The organism is Aeromonas sp. QDB23, assembly GCF_027707745.1.
In the GTDB taxonomy this organism is placed as follows: Bacteria; Pseudomonadota; Gammaproteobacteria; order Enterobacterales; family Aeromonadaceae; genus Aeromonas; species Aeromonas allosaccharophila.
Window position 1 is genome coordinate 38959 of record NZ_JAPCJA010000032.1, and the last position, 17193, is coordinate 56151.

Consider the following 17193-nt stretch of genomic DNA (forward strand, 5'->3'; position numbering starts at 1 on the left):
GAGCAGATCTCATCAGCGTTTTCGCCGTCTATAGACGACAAGGAGTCGTGACATGACCATGTGGACAGGCATAGTCCTGATCGTATTTATCAGCGTATTGTTCGGATATCTCGGCAAACGGGCACGCTATCAGATGGGGGATGCCCGCATCACCGACCGCCTAGGCAAGCAGGATATGATCATTCGTGAGCTGCAAGAACGGATCGCCAATCTGGAGGCGATCGTCATCGAAGAGGAGAAACGGCGCCCGTTTCGGGAGCTGTGATTTTTCGCCAGCAGGCGTCAGATAACCAAAATTCAAATCAAAGAAAGAGGGCTGCATGATACAGCCCTCTCTCGTTTCAGCAAATTCAGATTACCAGCGGCAGCAACTCGGCATAGTCGCGGATCGCCGGAAAAGCGGTGATGCTCTGCTCCGGCTTGCAGCTATCCGGATTCTGGATCGCCAGCTGGTAGCCGATACCGTAGTCGGCGGCAGCCCGCAGGATCCGCTCGCTGTCATCCACAAACAGGGTACGGGCCGGATCGAACGCCAGCCGCTCGGCCAGTGCCTGCCAGCAGTATTGGCTCTCCTTCGACCAGCCCAGCTCGTGGGTACTCACCATCAAATCCAGATGGTTGCTTAGTCCCAACTGCGCATCCTTCACCGACAGGCTGGCTGGGTGGGCATTGGTAAAGAGCACCAACTGCTTGCCCGCGGCGCGCAGCTCGGCCAGAAAGGGGATGGCGTGAGGACGCCACTGGATCTTCGCCAGCAGCTCCTGCTTGAGGGCACGAATATCGAGCCCCAGGGTCTCGCTCCAGTAATCCACGCAGTACCAGTTGAGGGTGCCGTTGACGGCGTGATAGTGGACGTCGATCTGCGCTTTGGCTTCATCCAGCGGCAGGCCGAGCCGCTCGGCGTAACGCTCCGGCACCAGCTGCTGCCAGAGGTGGTTGTCAAAATGGAGATCGATCAGGGTGCCATCCATATCGAGCAAGACGGTATCTATCTGGTGCCAGGGCAAAGTGGTGGAGCGGAAGTGTGGCATCGGGCCTCTTGATCGCGGATCTCGGAAAACGGGGCGGCAGTATAACGGATTTTTCCTCCCCCTTTGCCATCCCTGGCCCGTGGTGTTCGGTGTGAGAGTCGTTTACTCTTGAAGCACGATTTTTTAACGAGCAGCCAGCGTCCGATGAGCGACCCCCACAAGAGCAAACCAGAGCACATCTCAGCCGACCAACTGGATCACCCCAAGAGCAAACCGGAGATCCTCAAGGCCGATATCGTGGCCGAGAGCCGACTGTTCAAGGTGGAATCGCTACACCTCAAATTCTCCAACGGCGAAGAGCGGGTCTACGAGCGGATGCGCGGCGGCAATCGTGGCGCCGTCATGGTGGTGCCACTGTTCGATGCCCACACCCTGCTGCTGGTGCGCGAATATGCCGCTGGCACCCACTCCTACGAGCTGGGCTTTCCCAAGGGGCTGATCGACCCGGGCGAGAACGCCTTCGAGGCGGGCAACCGGGAGCTGATGGAGGAGGCGGGCTTTGGCGCCAACAGCCTGACCTTGCTCAAGCAGGTGTCGCTGGCGCCCGGTTACTTCTCCAGCCGGATGGATATTTTGCTGGCCCGGGATCTCTTCCCCGAGCAGCGGATCGGCGACGAGCCCGAACCGCTGGAAGTGATCCCCTGGCCGCTGAACCGGATCGACGAATTGCTGGCGCGGCCAGACTTCACCGAGTCGCGCAGCATCAGTGCCCTGCTCTTGGCCCAGAAGTGGCTGGCGGAGCAGGCAGAGTAGCCCGCAGACGGGCAGTTAACAGACAGAGGATAACGAGATGCAGGAGTTGTTGGCCTGGGTGCCGGGGGTCAAGGAGATTGCCCGCGAAGCCGGAAGGATCCTTCACGACATCTATCATGGCGGTCAGTTCGAGCGTCAGCTGAAGGAGGATGCCACTCCGGTCACCAGTGCCGATCTTGCTGCCGATGCCTACCTCAAACAGGCGCTCTCGGCGCTCACCCCCCATGTGCCGGTGCTAACCGAAGAGGCGGCCGATGTCCCCTTCAGCCAGCGATCCAACTGGCGACAGTACTGGCTGGTGGATCCCCTCGACGGCACCGGTGAGTTCATTGCGGGCAGCGGCGACTTCGCCACCCTGATCGCCCTGGTACGGGACAATGTGCCGGTGCTCGGAGTCATCTACGCCCCCGAGTCTGACGTGCTCTACTGGGCGGTGCGCGGCTACGGCGCCTTCAAGGAGGTGAATGGCGAGGTGTTGCCCATCAGCGCCATGCACCACGAGCATGAACAGCCCGACTCGCTGGTGGTGGCCATCAGCCGCCGCCAGAAGCTGGAAAACCTCACCCGCCGCCTCAACCCGGCCATCAACTACGAGCTGATCCCGCTCGGCTCCAGCTCCCTCAAATCCTGTCTGGTGGCGGAAGGGGCTGCCGATTGCTACGTGCGGCTCGGCCCCACCGGCGAGTGGGACACCGCCGCCGCCCAGTGCATCGTCGAGGCGGCCGGTGGCCGCATCCTCAGCCTGGCGTTGCAGCCGCTCAGTTACAACGAAACCGAGTCGCTGGAGAACCCGGACTTTATCGTGATGGGGGATCCGGATCTCGCCTGGGGCAGCATTCTAGCCCACTAGGCGGATAGAGCTATCATCACACCAGACAAGCAGGCGGCCCGATGGCCGCCTGCTTTTTCAGAGTCGTGGTCCGGGGTGATGGCCGGTGTGATCCGCTACCCAAGGCGCTTTTGAACAGCGTGATACGCTGGCAAAGCAGCGAAATGATAGTGAAACATCACAACCAGGCGGTGAGAAATGGTGCTATTTTTCATGTAATCCTGAAAACACCTAATTAGCCAAAATAAAAAAATGAGACCAGATCAAATTTTGGTTTTATATTTTGCAAAATAGATGAGTTTTAGTTTTGTTGAATTCCGTGATCCAGATTCCATTCCCAATCTCACTGGCTAAAGCCTGCAATGGCAGTGATATGTTTCAGTCTCGCTTTTTGAGAATTAAATCCCGATAAACCACAATGAACTCAGATTAAAACACTGACAAAAAGTGAATTAGTAATGAGTTTATCTGTAGAGGCTACCAAGGAGCTATCCGGTTCCTGCTCCACCACGGCCAGCACCACCCGCTGGCGCCGTCACGACACCCACTGGGTTATCAGTCTGTTTGGTACCGCCGTTGGCGCTGGCATCCTGTTCCTGCCCATCAACCTGGGTCTGGGCGGGATCTGGCCCCTCGTCATCGTCGCGGTACTGGCAGGCCCCATGACCTTCCTCGCCCACCGCGGGCTGGCGCGCTTCGTGCTCTCCTCTTCACGTCCCCACGCCGACTTCACTGAAGTGGCGGAGGAGCATTTCGGCAAGATGGCCGGTCGCCTCATCTCAGCGCTCTACTTCCTCTCCATCTTCCCGATCCTGCTCATCTACGGGGTCGGACTGACCAACACGGTGGAGAGCTTTATGGTCAACCAGCTCGGCATGGCGGCTCCGGATCGGGTGATGCTCTCCGGCGTGCTGGTGTTCGCCATGATCGCCGTGATGCTGGCGGGTGAGAAAGCGATGCTGCGCGCCTTCGCCTTTATGGTCTATCCGCTGGCGGCCATTCTGGCGGCGCTCTCCTGCTACCTCATTCCCCAGTGGCAGTGGCCGGAAGTGACCGCGTTTGAAGGGGTCAGCTTCCTCAATACCGTCTGGCTGGCGCTGCCGGTCACCGTGTTCGCCTTCAGCCACGCCGCCGCCATCTCCGGCTTTGCCAACGTGCAGCGCCGTGAATATGGCGAGCAAGCCGAAGCCAAGAGCGGCCTGATCCTGCGCAACACCACAGTGATGCTGGTGGGCTTCGTGCTGTTCTTCGTCTTCTCCTGCGTGCTGAGCCTCTCGCCGGCACAGCTGGCTGAAGCCAAAACCCAGAACGTCTCGGTGCTCTCCTATCTCGCCAACATCACCGACAACCCGGTGATCGTGACTCTGGGGCCGCTGATCGCCTTTATCGCCATCAGCTCCTCCTTCCTCGGCCACTTCCTCGGTGCCCGCGAAAGCCTGAAAAGCCTGATCGCCAAGCCCACCGGCCTGCCGCTGGCCAAGGCGGACAAGCTGGGCATCGCCCTGATGTTCTTCGCCATCTGGGGTGCCGCCGTGATCAACCCGGGCATTCTGGGGCTGATGGAGACCCTCTCCGGCCCGGTCATCGCCATGATCCTGTTCATCATGCCGGTGATTGCGATCTACAAGGTGGAGGCGCTGGCCCGCTTCCGTCACGGCTGGACCAACGGCTTTATCCTGCTGACCGGTTCGCTGGCGGTATCGGCGCTGATCTTCAGCCTGCTGAAATAAGCACCACCCCGCGAACGGGGCTGCTGAAACGACAAGAGGCGACCCTAAGGTCGCCTCTTGTGCATGGCAAATCGCTTACTCTTTGTCGAAATCTTCGATCTCTTTGCCCAGCGCTTCCATGATGGCGCGCGCTTCGGCAGGGACGCTGTCCGGATGATCCTTGCGCAAGTCTTCGTCGCAAGGGAGCGGCTGGCCGGTGAAAGCGTGCAGGAAGGCTTCACAGAGCAGCTCGCTGTTGGTCGCATGACGCAGGTTGTTCACCTGACGGCGGGTGCGCTCATCGGTCAACACTTTCAACACCTTGAGCGGGATCGAGACGGTAATCTTCTTGACCTGTTCGCTCTTCTTACCGTGTTCCGCGTAGGGGCTGACGTAGTCGCCGTTCCACTCTGTTCCCATGACTCACCTGTTCTCATTTAGCCGTGAGCGCGGATTTTAACCCTTAAGGAAATTAATGGCAATCCAACAGCAAAGCCATTTAGACGTCTGGAAGTGTTGACGGCTTTTTTGTGCTGGCGTAAGGTGGTTCACCATAGGCCAGTAATGGCAGGATCGCCGTGGCGCAGGCAACGCAGCCATCGCCCAGAGACAGTTCAAGGAGAGAGTGACATGACCCACAAGGCCACCCTGGCGGTTCGCACCGGGATTGAGACAGACCAGCAACACGGTGCCGTGGTGCCCCCCATCTATCTCTCCAGCAACTACACCTTTGCCGACTTTGGCGAGCCCCGTCAATACGATTATGCCCGCTCCGGCAATCCGACCCGCACCAATCTGGCGGACGCGCTGGCGGCACTGGAAGGGGGCGCAGGCGCCGTGGTCACCGGCACCGGCATGGGTGCCGTCCATCTGGTCACCACAGCACTGCTCAAGGCGGGGGATCTGCTGATCGCCCCCCACGACTGCTACGGCGGCACCTGGCGTCTGTTCGAGTATCTGGCGGCCAAGGGCCACTACCGGGTGCAGTTTGTCGATCAGGGTGACGAGGCCGCACTGGCCGCCGCACTGGCACAAAAGCCGACACTGGTGTGGGTCGAGACCCCCTCCAACCCGCTACTGCGGGTGGTGGATATCAGCGCCATCGCCAGCGCCGCCCACGAGGTGGGTGCGCAAGTTGTAGTGGACAACACCTTCCTCTCCCCCCTGTTGCAACAGCCGCTGGCCCTCGGTGCCGATGTGGTGGTGCACTCCACCACCAAGTACATCAACGGCCACTCAGACGTGGTGGGCGGGGTGGCGATTGCCAAAGAGGCCGCGCAGGCCGAATCCCTGGTGTGGTGGGCCAACTGTCTGGGGCTCACCTCCGGGGCGTTCGACTCCTACCTCACCCTGCGCGGTCTGCGCACTCTGGCCCCCAGATTGCGCACCCATCAGGAGAACACCGATCGCATCCTCGCCTTCCTGCAACAGCAGCCGCTGGTAAAACGCATCTATCACCCCAGCCTGCCGAGCCATCCGGGCCACGATATTGCGCGCCGTCAACAGTCCGGCTTCGGCGCCATGCTAAGTTTTGAACTCGATTGCAGCGAGGCAGGCATCCGCGCCTTCTTCGCGGCCCTCACCCTCTTCTCGGTGGCCGAGTCCCTCGGCGGGGTGGAGAGTCTGGTGGCCCATCCGGCCAGCATGACCCACAGGGCCATGACCCCGGCAGCGCAGCAGGCGGCAGGCATCAGCGCCCAGCTGCTGCGGTTGTCGGTCGGTATTGAACACGGTGAAGACCTGGTGGCCGATCTGGCTCAGGCTTTTGAACAGGCGCAGCAGGCAGAACAGGTAGCGAAGTAATGGAACAGCAGCAACAAGGAGAGATCGCGGTGGCAGCAGAAGCAGGATTGAAGCGACGTCACGTCCACAAGTTTGGTGGCAGCAGTCTGGCGGATCCGGTCTGTTATCGCCGGGTCGCCAGTATCGTTGAACAACAGGTGGGCGGGGATGAACTGATCGTGGTCTCCGCCGCCGGCAAGACTACCAACCGGCTGATCCAGCTGGTGGAGCTGGCCGAAGCCGGAGATGAAGCCGCTGGCGAGGCCATCTCGGCCCTGCAGGCCTATCAACAGAGCCTGATCGACGGCCTGCTGGAAGGTGAACTGCAGCTCGACCTGAGCAAGCAGCTGGCCGACGACATGCAGCTGATCGCCAAGACGCTGGAGGGGCAGTTTGACCGCTTCGCCCGCAACGGCCTGCTCGCCTTTGGCGAGGTGTGGTCGGCGCGCCTGCTGGCGGCCCTGCTCACCAGCCGCGGCGACAAGGCCATCTGGCTGGATGCCCGCAGCTTCCTGCGCGCCGAGGATGGTGCCCTGGTCAAGGTGGATACTGCGCTTTCCAGCGAGCTGCTCAAGGCGCGGCTGGCCGAACATGCTGGGCGCATTGTGGTAACCGGCTTTATTGCCGCCGACATGGAGGGGCGCTCCCTGCTGCTCGGTCGCAATGGCTCCGACTACAGCGCCAGCCTGTTGGCGCTGCTGGCGGACGGCGAATCCACCACCATCTGGAGCGACGTGGCAGGTGTCTACAGCGCCGACCCGCGCCGGGTGAAGGAGGCGCGCCTGCTGGAGCGCCTGAGCCTCGCCGAAGCGAACGAGCTGGCCCGCCTTGGCTCATCGGTATTGCACTCACGCACCCTGCAACCGGTGGCTGACAGCCGCCAGCGCCTCACCTTGCGCTGCAGCTACAACCCGGATGAGGGCTGTACCCATATTCTGCGTCGTGCGCCGCGCTCCGGCGGCGCCCGCATCGTCTCCTCGGTGGATCAGATTGCCCTGATCGAGCTGAAAGTGCTGCCGCAGACCAACTACGAGCAAACCGTGGCCACCATCGAGGCTTATCTCGCCCGCCACCGCCTGAACCCGCTCACCCTGCAACGCCAGCCTGATCGCCGGATCCTGCGCCTCGCCTACACCCTGGAAGTGGCACAGGGCGCTTTCGAGCTGCTGCGCGACTTCCAGTTGCAAGGGAGCTTCACCGGCCTGATCCAGAAAGAGGGGTACAGTCTGGTGGCGCTGGTGGGGGCCGGTGTCACCGACAACGCCGAGCAGTGTCACCGCTTCTATCAGCTGCTGGCAGATCAGCCGCTGGAGTTTGTCCAGGTGGCCCGAGATGGCCTGAGTCTGGTGGCCGTGCTGCGTCAGGTGGTGCTGGAGCCGCTGCTGATCGCCCTGCACAGCGCCCTGTTCAGCCGCCCGACCCGGGTCGGTCTGGTGCTGTTCGGCAAGGGCAATATCGGCGGCCACTGGCTGAGCCTCTACGCCCGGGAAAAGTCACGGCTCGAGCATGAACTCAATCTGGCACTCACCCTCTACGGGGTGTTCAGCTCGGAAGGGGGCCTGCTGGATGAAGAGGGGCTCAACCCCCTCAAGATACAGGACAACTTCAACCCCAAACCGCTGATCTGGCCGGAGTTGCTCTCCCAGCTTGAGCAGCACGGCTTCGATGCGCTGATTGCGCTGGACATGACCGCCAGCGAGACGGTGAGCCGCTACTACCCGGACTTTGCCCAGCTCGGCATTCACATCATCGCCGCCAACAAGTTTGCCGGTGCCGCCGACAGCGAGTTCTACCAGCGCATCAAGCAAACCTGCCGCGACCATCAGGTGCAGTGGCGCTACAACGCCACCGTGGGCGCCGGTCTGCCGATCCAGTCCAGCATCCAGATGCTGCGCCAGAGCGGCGACCGCATTCAGGGGGTCTCGGGTATTTTCTCCGGCACCCTCTCCTGGCTGTTCCAGCAGTATGACGGCACCCGCCCCTTCTCCGAGCTGGTGGATGAGGCGTGGCAGCACGGCCTGACCGAGCCGGATCCCCGCGAAGATCTCTCCGGTCAGGATGTGCGCCGCAAGCTGCTCATTCTGGCGCGGGAAGCGGGCTTCGAACTCGACTCCGCCGATATCGAGCTGGAGAATCTGGTGCCCGTCCCGCTGCGCAAGGTGACCGCCGATCAGTTCATGGACCGGCTGAAAGAGCTGGATGGCCCGATCCAGACCGCCTTCGAAGGGGCCAGGCGGCTTGGCAAGGTGCTGCGCTACGTGGCCCGTTTTGAACATGACGGCAAGGCGCGGGTCGGACTGGAGGCGCTGGAGCCCCACCACCCGTTCGCCAACCTCTTGCCCTGCGACAACATCTTCGCCATCGAGAGCGACAGCTACCGCACCAACCCGCTGGTGATCCAGGGACCGGGGGCGGGTCGCGAAGTGACCGCAGCAGCTATCCAGTACGATCTGTGGCAGATCTGCGCCAGCCTCTAAGGCAGATAATGCAAAGGGAGCAGCTCAGCTCCCGCGCACAATAAAAAAGCCCGAGTCGATGACTCGGGCTTTTTGCTGAATGGCGCTTCGATTAGGAGAAGCAGGCCTGCAGCACGTAGAAGATGACGATGGCCAGAATGGCGCCGGCCGGCAGAGTGATGACCCAGGAGACCACGATGTTGCGCAGAACACCCAGATTCAGCGCCGCAATACCGCGCGCCAGACCGACCCCCATCACCGCACCGACCAGGGTCTGGGTGGTAGAGATGGGCAGACCTGTGCCGGAGGCAATCACCACGGTCGCGGCAGTCGCCAGCTGGGCGGCGAAACCACGGCTCGGGGTCAGGTGAGTGATGCCGGTACCGACCGTTGCCATCACCTTCTCGCCCATGGTCGCCAGACCGATCACGATACCGATACCGCCCAGCGGCAGGATCCACCAGGCGATGTGGGAGCTGCCGCCGATCTCGCCACCGGAAGCCACGATAGAGGCCACCGCAGAGAGCGGGCCAATGGCGTTGGCCACGTCGTTGGAGCCGTGGGCAAAAGCCATGGCACAGGCAGTGATCACCATCAGGATGCCGAACACCTTCTCCACGTTGGCGAAGTGCATCTTGCTGTCATCCTGCGGGTTGTACTTCTGACCGCGAATGTAGATCCAGCCGGCAAAGGCCACTGCGATGGAGATGGCAACGGAGAGCAGAATGCCCTCGCCATCGGTCAGGTGCAGACCAACGTGGGTCAGCCCCTTCTTGATGGTCACCAGACAGATCACCAGCGCAGTCAGGAACATGTAGAACGGCACATAGCGCTTGGCATTGTTCAGGGGATCATCAGTGTTGAAGATAAGCTTCTGCACGCTGATGAACATGAAGTAGGCGATGACACCGGAGATGGCCGGGGTGATGACCCAGGAGCCGACGATGCCGCCGAACTTGCTCCACTGCACCGCTTCCGGGCCAATGCTCACTACCGCAAAACCGACGATGGCGCCGATGATGGAGTGAGTGGTCGAGACCGGCCAGCCGAAGTAGGAGGCCAGGATCAACCAGGCGCCCGCCGCCAGCAGGGAGGCGATCATACCGAGCACCAGCAGATCCGGGCTGTCGACAAACGCATTGCTGTCGATGATGCCGTTACGGATGGTGGCCGTCACTTCGCCACCGGCCAGATAGGCACCGGCAAACTCGAAGATCATGGCAATGATGATCGCCTGACGGATGGTCAGGGATTTGGTGCCGACCGATGTGCCCATGGCGTTGGCAACGTCATTCGCGCCAATGCCCCAGGCCATCAAAAAGCCGAACAAGGCCGCCACGAGCACCAGAGTGGTGCCGTAATTCGCGATAATGTCCATTAATAGTGTTTACCCAGTCAGTCGATTACGAACGAGCCAGCATCAGTTCCAGACGGGCGCCTACACGCTCGGCCTGATCTGCCAGGTCACCTACCCATTCGAGGATCTTGTAAAGGAACATCACATCAATCGGATTGTACTTCTGCTCAACCGCTTGCAGCTGTTGGCGCAGACCGATCTGCATGGTGTCTGTATCGTCCTCGATCAGATCCAGCTGGTGGATCATCTCGGCAACCATTTCCACTTCCCGTCCTTTGAAGCCGGTCTCGAGCAGCTCGTCGAGCTCCCCGATCGCTTTCTCGGCCTGAGCGGTCGCATCAATACAACGTTTGAGGTAAGCCATGAAATCCGCCCGCATTTCTGAGGGGAACTCCATGCGACGGCCAAGCATGCGGCCGGAGATATCCTTGGCACGGTTGGCAATCTTGTCTTGCTGGGTCAACAGCTCCAGCAGGTCGGTACGCGCAACCGGCAGAAACAGGCCACGAGGCAGTTTCAGACGAATTTCACGCTTGAGGATGTCCGCCTCTTTCTCCAGCTGGGCAATCTGCTGCCGGATCTGCTCGGCATCTTCCCAACGGTCTTCGGCAACGGCATCAAAGAAAGGAACCAACTGCTGGGAGCACTGGTGAACCTTGACGATATGCTTCTGCAGCGGCTTGATGGGGGACTTGGCAAAAAGCCCCAAAATAGTATTTACTGGCATGGCCAAACCTGTGTCGGTGAAAAAACACTCGATACGATTTTATGAGGCGCGCAGGATAACCGAACTGCGCACTCAATTAAACCGCGAATTAATCTGGTTGTATCGCGGGCATTATATCCCCGCGACCCGAATCCTGCCCCCCAAAGTTGCCTGCCAGCCCGGAATGACTATGCAAACTGAGATCGAGATAAAGTTTTTTGTCGCCAGCGACATTCAAACCGCGTTATCCAACCTGCTGAATTCTCTTGAAATTAAGGAATCGTCCCGACAGCAGCTCGGCAACGTCTATTTCGATACGCCGACCCTTGCCCTGCGCCAGCTGGAGATGGGGTTGCGGATCCGCCGCTGCGATGCCTTCGCCGAACAGACCATCAAATGCCGCGGCCAGGTAGTGGGCGGCCTGCACGCCAGACCCGAGTACAACGCCCCCGTCAGCGGCGATCTGCCGACTCTCTCGTCCTTTCCCGATGAGATTTGGCCGACCCTGACCGAGCGCGACTGTATCCAGCAGCAGCTGGTCGCCCAGTTTCGCACCGACTTCCTGCGTCGCCACTGGTTGATCGCCTTCGAGAACGCCGAGATTGAGCTGGCCTGGGATCAGGGAGAAATAGTCGGCAGTCAGGGCCGCACCACCATCAACGAACTGGAACTGGAGCTCAAGTCCGGCGCCACCACAGCCCTGTTTGCACTGGCCCTGCGCCTCGCCAAGCTCGGCGGGTTGCGCCTCGGCGCCCAATCCAAAGCCCAGCGCGGCTATCGACTGGCAGGCCTTGGCAAACCGCTGGCCCTGCAAGCGCTGGTCGAGCATGAAGGTATGGATGGCATAACGGGGGTAAGCGAGGGGCTGCGCCACTGGCAACATCACGAGCAGCTCTGGCTGGAGCATCCGCAGGATGAAGACGTTCAACGGCAGGCACTCGCGGCCCTGTGTCAGGGGATCGATCTGGTCGCCCGCAGTGCGGCCACGCTGCCACAAGCCGCGCCCTGGCTGCCAGCTCTGACCAGCCTGCACGCACATCTGCAAGCCCAATCGGGCGAGCATGACGAGTGGCCTGCCAAGCTGGCCGATCTCTTCCTCTATCCGGCGTATGTCGAGTTGCAGCTGGCCATCGCAGCCTGGCTGCATCACACCGCCTGAGCGGGGCTATGTAGGAACCCAAGGTCGGAACTAAAGACCAGAAACAAAACGGGTGAGCCTTGGCTCACCCGTTTTGCATTACAGCAGGTTGAGCTGCTGCATGGCGCTGCGAATGCGCTCGCGGGTTGCGTCCGACAGCGGCATCACCGGCAAGCGGCACTCCTCGCTACAGAAACCGAGCAGGGAAGCGGCATATTTGGCACCGGCCGGGCTCGGCTCGGCAAACATCGCCTGATGAAGCGGAATGAGCTGGTCTTGCAGTTCACGCGCGGCTTGCCACTTGCCCGCCAGCGTGAGGTTCTGCACCTCGGCCACCAGCTTGGGGGCTACGTTGGCGGTCACCGAGATACAGCCCTGACCGCCGCCGATGTTGTAGGCGACGGCGGTGGCATCTTCACCGGAGAGCCAGGCGAAGGGCTTTTTGATCAGCTGGCGCTCGGTCCAGGGACGAGCCAGATCGCCGGTGGCATCTTTCACCCCGGCAATGCGCGGCAGTTCGGCCAGACGGGCCAGGGTCGCCGGTTGCACGTCGACAATGGCGCGCGGCGGAATGTTGTAGACGATGATCGGCTTGGCGGTGGCGTCGTGGACGGCCTTGAAGTGGTGGTAGAGCCCCTCCTGATTGGGACGGTTGTAGTAACCGGCCACATGCAGGGTGGCATCGGCGCCGACCCGCTCGGCATGGAGGGTGTACTCGATGGCCTCGACCGGGTTGTTGGAACCGGCCCCGGCAATCACCGGCACGCGCCCCGCCACCTGCTTGACCACCAGCTCCACCACCCGGCAGTGCTCGTCATGGGTCAGGGTCGGGCTTTCACCCGTGGTACCGACCGGCACAATGCCGTGGGTGCCCTGCTCGATATGCCACTCCACCAGACGCAGCAGCGCCTCTTCATCCAGCTTTCCCTGTCGAAACGGGGTGATCAACGCAACGATTGAACCTTGAAACATGGGATCTCCTTCTCCTAAATGACGCGCATATGGCAATAAAAAACCCCGGTACGATGTGCGCAACCGGGGTTTGAAGCTTCTCAGGGATGAGAGGTTACGCGCGAACGTCGGCAGGCCCGAATTTCAGGCTTTTTTTGTGCTTTCGTTTCAACCCGTTGAACCGCATTTCGTCATCTCTGGTCAAAAAATGGTGTCTGGGCATATTTCGGGAACACGGCATAAATGTCAAGGCGAAAGGGGCTATGTATAATGGCCGCCCAAAATTGCGTGGAGAGACCCGATGAGCAGCCCTATCAGTGCCGTCAGCCAGATGCTGGAACGAAACCAAGCCCTCTTTGTCGGCAAGCGGCTACTTGTCTGTGGCGCGCTGGAGGATGACTACCCCCGCCAGCTGGCGACCCTGGCCCAGACCCTGACCGTCTTTACCACCGATTACTGCTACTACCGCAGCCAGCAGGCCGCCCTCGGCGAGGCCATCCTGTTCGACCACCAGCTCGCTGGCGCCCCCCGCTTCGATGCCCTGCTACTGCTGATGCCCAAGGCCAAGGCCGAGGCGCAATATCTGCTGGCCATGATGACTCCCTTGCTGGAGGCGGGTGCCGACCTGTTCCTGGCCGGTGACAACCGCGGCGGCATCAATGGCGCCGACAAGCTGCTGGCCCCTTATGGCGAGAAGCCAGTCAAACGTGACTCGGCGCGCCGCTGCTCCCTCTATCACGGTGAACTGAGCAAACCGGTCGCCCCGTTCGAGCTGGATAGCTGGTTTGGCCGCTACCAGTGCAAGGCCGGTGATACCGAACTGACCGTGCTGGCACTGCCCGGCGTCTTCAGCGCCGCCGAGCTGGATCTCGGCACCCAGATGCTGCTGGCCGCAGTGCCGCCGATGAAGGGCGAGCTGCTCGATTTCGGCTGCGGCGCCGGGGTGATTGGATCTGTGCTGGCCAAGCGCAATCCGGATCTCAAGGTCAACATGGTGGATATCAGTGCGCTGGCGCTGGAATCGAGCCGCCGCACCCTCGCGATCAATGGGTTAGAGGGCAAGGTTTTCCCTTCCGATGTCTATTCCGATGTCGCCACCCGCTTCCAGCACATCGTCTCCAACCCGCCATTCCATGCGGGTCTCAAAACCTTCTATGCGGCGACCGAGCAGTTCCTGGCCAAGGCGCCGGAATTTTTGCTGCCAACTGGCTCGCTGACCATTGTTGCCAACGCCTTCTTGCGCTACCAGCCTATACTGGAGACACACTTCAAACGGACTGAGGTGATCAGCAGTGATGCCAAATTCAAGGTCTATCTGAGCAAAGTGTAAATAAGTGTAAGCCGCACAATAAAACAGCTAGAGAGCGCCATACGGGATCTGATAAGGTACTAAGAGCACTATAAAAACCACCCCTTAAGGGGTGTTTTTATACCGGATGTTGAAAACCTTTTCATGTGGTTCATTCAGGGAGAGAAATACGATGGCAGGCATTTTGACCATGATCCTGGCTGGTGGCGAAGGTACTCGCCTGCAGCCTCTGACCACCACCCGCAGCAAGCCCTCCGTCCCTTTCGGTGGCAGCTACCGGCTGATCGACTTTGTCCTCAACAACTTCGTCAACGCAGACTTTCTGCGCATCTATGTACTGACCCAATTCAAATCCCAATCCCTCTATCTGCACATGAAGAAGGGCTGGAATATCGTTGGCATCACCGACCGCTTCATCGACCCCATCCCGGCCCAGATGCGGATGGGCAAACGCTGGTATGACGGCACCGCCGACGCCATCTACCAGAACCTCGGCTTTATCGAGCGGGCCGAACCGGATCACGTCTGCATCTTCGGCTCCGACCACATCTACAAGATGGATGTGAGCCAGATGGTGACCTTCCATAAGCAGAAGAACGCCGCCATGACGGTCGCCGCCCTGCGCATGCCCATCGAAGAGGCGAGTGCATTCGGGGTGATCGAGGTGGATACCGAAGGACGGATGATCGGTTTTCAGGAAAAGCCGAAGCAGCCCAAGCACATCCCCGGCGATCCGACCCAGGCGCTGGTCTCCATGGGCAACTACATCTTCGAGACCGATGCCCTCTGCCGCGAGCTGAAGCGGGATGCCGCCGAGGAGAACTCCAGCCACGATTTTGGCAAGGATGTGATCCCGAGCCTCTACCCGCGCGCCCCCGTCTATGTCTACGACTACAGCACCAACGTCATCCCCGGTGAAAGACCGAGCGTCTACTGGCGAGATGTGGGGACTCTGGACTCCTATTGGCAGGCGCACATGGATTTGGTAGCCGACAATCCCCCCTTCTCCCTCTATAACCGCAAGTGGCCGCTACACACCCACTATCCGGCGCTGCCCCCCGCCACCTTCATCGACAGTGACGAGTGCAAGGTGAAGATCGCCAACTCCCTGATCTCCGCCGGTTGCTTCATTCAGGGCAGCCAGATCCAGCGCTCCATCCTCGGTTTCCGCTGCAATATCGGCCCCTGCAGCCACATCAGTGAATCCGTGCTGCTGGGGGATGTGAAGATTGGTGAAGGGTGCTCCATCCGGCGCGCGATCATAGATAAAAACGTTGAAATTGCGCCCGGCACCGTTATCGGTGAAAATCTCGACCACGATAGAGAGCGATTTACCGTATCCGAAGGCGGTATCGTGGTGGTACCTAAGGGAGCAAGAGTTGGCTATTAACCCACTGAAAATCCTGTTTGTTGCCTCGGAAGTTGAGGGGCTGGTCAAGACCGGGGGCCTGGCAGACGTTGCCAGAGCCCTGCCGATGTACCTGGCCCAGAAGGGACATGATGTCAGGATCATGCTGCCCTTCTACAAGACGATAAAGCGACGGGATGAGGCCAAACTGGTCGCGTCCCGCTGGCTGCCCACCCATCCGGGGCTGCCGGATATCGGTTATCGCATTTACCAGATGGAGCTGGATGGCGTCTGCGTCTATCTGCTCGACTGCCCGCAGTATTTCGATCGTCCCCAGCTCTACGCCGAGAACAATCAGGCCTATCCGGATAACGGCGAGCGCTTTGCCTTCTTCTCGGCGGCGGCCCTCCATGCCTGCGAGCAGCTCGGCTTCGCCTCGGACATCGTCCACTGCAACGACTGGCACACCGGCCTGCTGCCGCTGCTGCTGAAAACCCGCCATGCTCAGAACCCCTTCTTCCAGCAGACCCGCAGCGTGATCAGTATTCACAACGCGGCGTTTCAGGGAGTGTTCGGCCGCGAGCAGTTTTGGGCCATGCCCGAAATCGCCGACTACGAACGCCGCATCAACTATGACTACGGCCACGTCAATCTGCTCAAATGCGGGGTGCTCTACGCCGACAAGATCAATGCGGTCAGCCCCAACTATGCCCAGGAGCTGCTGACTCACCTCGGCGCCCACGGCATGGCCAGCATCTTCCAGCAGCGGGCGGCCGATCTGTGCGGCATCCTCAACGGCTGCGACTATAAAGACTGGGATCCGGAGTTCGACGAGTTCCTGCCTGCGACCTACAGCATCGACAACATGGCTGGCAAACAGATCTGCAAGCAGAGTCTGCAGCAGGAAGCGGGACTGGCCGTGGCAGATCTGCCGATCTACGGCATGGTTTGCCGCCTGACCGAGCAGAAGGGTGTCCCTCTGCTGCTCCCTGCGCTGGAGAAATTCCTCCACCATCAAGTGCAAGTGGTGATCGTCGGCTCTGGCGATCCTGCGCTCGCCACGCAACTGCAAACCATGGCCCGGGATTATCCGGACAAGCTCGCCTTCATCAACACCTATGACGATCGGCTGGCTCATCTGGTCGAAGCGGGTGCCGACTTCTTCCTGATGCCCTCACTGTTCGAGCCTTGCGGCCTCAACCAGATGTACAGCCTCGCCTACGGCACCCTGCCGCTGGTGCGCGCCGTAGGGGGTCTGAAAGATACCGTGGTGGATTGGGATGCCGATCCCGAGCGGGCCACCGGTTTCTGCTTCAACGATCCGACAGCCGCCATCCTGCTCGATACCATGCGCCGCAGCTTGCTCTATTTCCTGCAGGACAAGGAGCGTTTTGCCAAGGTGCAGCACAATGCCATGAAGACCCGCTTCAACTGGCCTGACTCTGTCACCCAGTATGAGCTGATGTATCAGAGCGCATTGGGCCGTTACTGAGCACCAAACGTCGGCTAATTGCTGAAGTTTTGTACCCTTGGCGCCACTTTGGGCGTCAACAGCGAAAAAAGTCCCCTTTGGCTGTTGACGCTCCCCCAAAACTCTATAGAATCCCCCTCCGCAGTGATGCGAAGGTGGCGGAATTGGTAGACGCGCTAGCTTCAGGTGTTAGTGTCCCACGGATGTGAGGGTTCGAGTCCCTCTCTTCGCACCAATACTGCCATGCTGATTCAGCAGCATGTAAATCCAACTAGAAAACCCGAATGTGCGAAGGTGGCGGAATTGGTAGACGCGCTAGCTTCAGGTGTTAGTGCCCCCCGGGTGTGAGGGTT

Annotated in this window: 15 protein-coding genes and 1 tRNA gene; 11 read left to right on the plus strand and 5 right to left on the minus strand. The window is 60.4% G+C overall.

The window, feature by feature from the left end; all coding sequences use genetic code 11:
• Window positions 1–52 precede the first annotated feature (52 nt).
• A complete protein-coding gene (locus PG888_RS14250; RefSeq protein ID WP_005340264.1) occupies window positions 53–265 on the plus strand; it encodes a hypothetical protein in 213 nt (70 codons plus the stop codon).
• Between the two features lie 85 nt (window positions 266–350).
• On the opposite strand, the gene yrfG is transcribed toward PG888_RS14250, so the two are convergent.
• Window positions 351–1031: a GMP/IMP nucleotidase gene (gene yrfG, locus PG888_RS14255; protein ID WP_182938717.1), complete on the minus strand. Its 681-nt coding sequence runs from the start codon at window positions 1029–1031 to the stop codon at window positions 351–353.
• 144 nt (window positions 1032–1175) lie between these two features.
• On the opposite strand from yrfG, the gene nudE reads away from it, so the two are divergent.
• The 3 genes from nudE (at window position 1176) to PG888_RS14270 (ending at window position 4343) form a co-directional block, all read left to right on the plus strand.
• A complete protein-coding gene (gene nudE / locus PG888_RS14260) occupies window positions 1176–1784 on the plus strand; it encodes an ADP compounds hydrolase NudE (protein WP_075115963.1) in 609 nt (202 codons plus the stop codon).
• 37 nt (window positions 1785–1821) lie between these two features.
• Entirely contained in the window at window positions 1822–2634 is an 813-nt protein-coding gene (gene cysQ / locus PG888_RS14265; RefSeq protein WP_182938716.1) for a 3'(2'),5'-bisphosphate nucleotidase CysQ, read from the plus strand.
• Between the two features lie 437 nt (window positions 2635–3071).
• Window positions 3072–4343 (plus strand): aromatic amino acid transport family protein, encoded by a 1272-nt coding sequence (locus tag PG888_RS14270; RefSeq protein WP_111805985.1) that lies wholly within the window; start codon window positions 3072–3074, stop codon window positions 4341–4343.
• A 75-nt stretch (window positions 4344–4418) separates the two neighbouring features.
• On the opposite strand, the gene metJ is transcribed toward PG888_RS14270, so the two are convergent.
• Window positions 4419–4742 carry a met regulon transcriptional regulator MetJ gene (metJ, locus tag PG888_RS14275; protein ID WP_005343046.1) on the minus strand — a complete coding sequence of 108 codons (324 nt, stop codon included), beginning with the start codon at window positions 4740–4742 and terminating at the stop codon, window positions 4419–4421.
• 210 nt (window positions 4743–4952) lie between these two features.
• Here metJ and metB point away from each other — a divergent pair, with 210 nt between their 5' ends.
• Together metB and PG888_RS14285 are read left to right on the plus strand one after the other, a co-directional pair.
• Window positions 4953–6125, plus strand: coding sequence for a cystathionine gamma-synthase (metB, locus tag PG888_RS14280; protein ID WP_182938715.1), 1173 nt, complete (start codon window positions 4953–4955; stop codon window positions 6123–6125).
• Complete coding sequence (locus PG888_RS14285) at window positions 6125–8581, plus strand: bifunctional aspartate kinase/homoserine dehydrogenase II (RefSeq protein ID WP_182938714.1); 2457 nt, start codon at window positions 6125–6127, stop codon at window positions 8579–8581. The genes metB and PG888_RS14285 overlap by 1 nt, the downstream gene beginning before the upstream one ends.
• 91 nt (window positions 8582–8672) lie before the next feature.
• Here PG888_RS14285 and PG888_RS14290 read toward each other — a convergent pair whose 3' ends face one another.
• Together PG888_RS14290 and PG888_RS14295 are read right to left on the minus strand one after the other, a co-directional pair.
• Window positions 8673–9938 (minus strand): inorganic phosphate transporter, encoded by a 1266-nt coding sequence (locus PG888_RS14290; protein ID WP_042658053.1) that lies wholly within the window; start codon window positions 9936–9938, stop codon window positions 8673–8675.
• 25 nt (window positions 9939–9963) lie between these two features.
• Window positions 9964–10644 carry a TIGR00153 family protein gene (locus PG888_RS14295; RefSeq protein ID WP_042059563.1) on the minus strand — a complete coding sequence of 227 codons (681 nt, stop codon included), beginning with the start codon at window positions 10642–10644 and terminating at the stop codon, window positions 9964–9966.
• Between the two features lie 169 nt (window positions 10645–10813).
• Between PG888_RS14295 and PG888_RS14300 the strand changes: the two genes are divergently transcribed.
• Window positions 10814–11782: a CYTH domain-containing protein gene (locus PG888_RS14300; RefSeq protein ID WP_182938713.1), complete on the plus strand. Its 969-nt coding sequence runs from the start codon at window positions 10814–10816 to the stop codon at window positions 11780–11782.
• A 78-nt stretch (window positions 11783–11860) separates the two neighbouring features.
• Here PG888_RS14300 and dapA read toward each other — a convergent pair whose 3' ends face one another.
• Window positions 11861–12733: a 4-hydroxy-tetrahydrodipicolinate synthase gene (gene dapA, locus PG888_RS14305; RefSeq protein WP_182938712.1), complete on the minus strand. Its 873-nt coding sequence runs from the start codon at window positions 12731–12733 to the stop codon at window positions 11861–11863.
• A gap of 280 nt (window positions 12734–13013) precedes the next feature.
• On the opposite strand from dapA, the gene rsmC reads away from it, so the two are divergent.
• The 4 genes from rsmC to PG888_RS14325 all read left to right on the plus strand — a co-directional run bounded on the left by rsmC (window position 13014) and on the right by PG888_RS14325 (window position 17075).
• Window positions 13014–14042: a 16S rRNA (guanine(1207)-N(2))-methyltransferase RsmC gene (gene rsmC, locus PG888_RS14310; RefSeq protein WP_182938711.1), complete on the plus strand. Its 1029-nt coding sequence runs from the start codon at window positions 13014–13016 to the stop codon at window positions 14040–14042.
• A gap of 151 nt (window positions 14043–14193) precedes the next feature.
• Window positions 14194–15411 carry a glucose-1-phosphate adenylyltransferase gene (glgC, locus tag PG888_RS14315; protein ID WP_042059554.1) on the plus strand — a complete coding sequence of 406 codons (1218 nt, stop codon included), beginning with the start codon at window positions 14194–14196 and terminating at the stop codon, window positions 15409–15411.
• Window positions 15401–16861: a glycogen synthase GlgA gene (gene glgA / locus PG888_RS14320; protein WP_182933413.1), complete on the plus strand. Its 1461-nt coding sequence runs from the start codon at window positions 15401–15403 to the stop codon at window positions 16859–16861. Before glgC ends, glgA begins: the two co-directional genes overlap by 11 nt.
• A gap of 128 nt (window positions 16862–16989) precedes the next feature.
• A tRNA-Leu gene (locus PG888_RS14325) sits at window positions 16990–17075 on the plus strand.
• The last annotated feature ends 118 nt before the right edge of the window (window positions 17076–17193 follow it).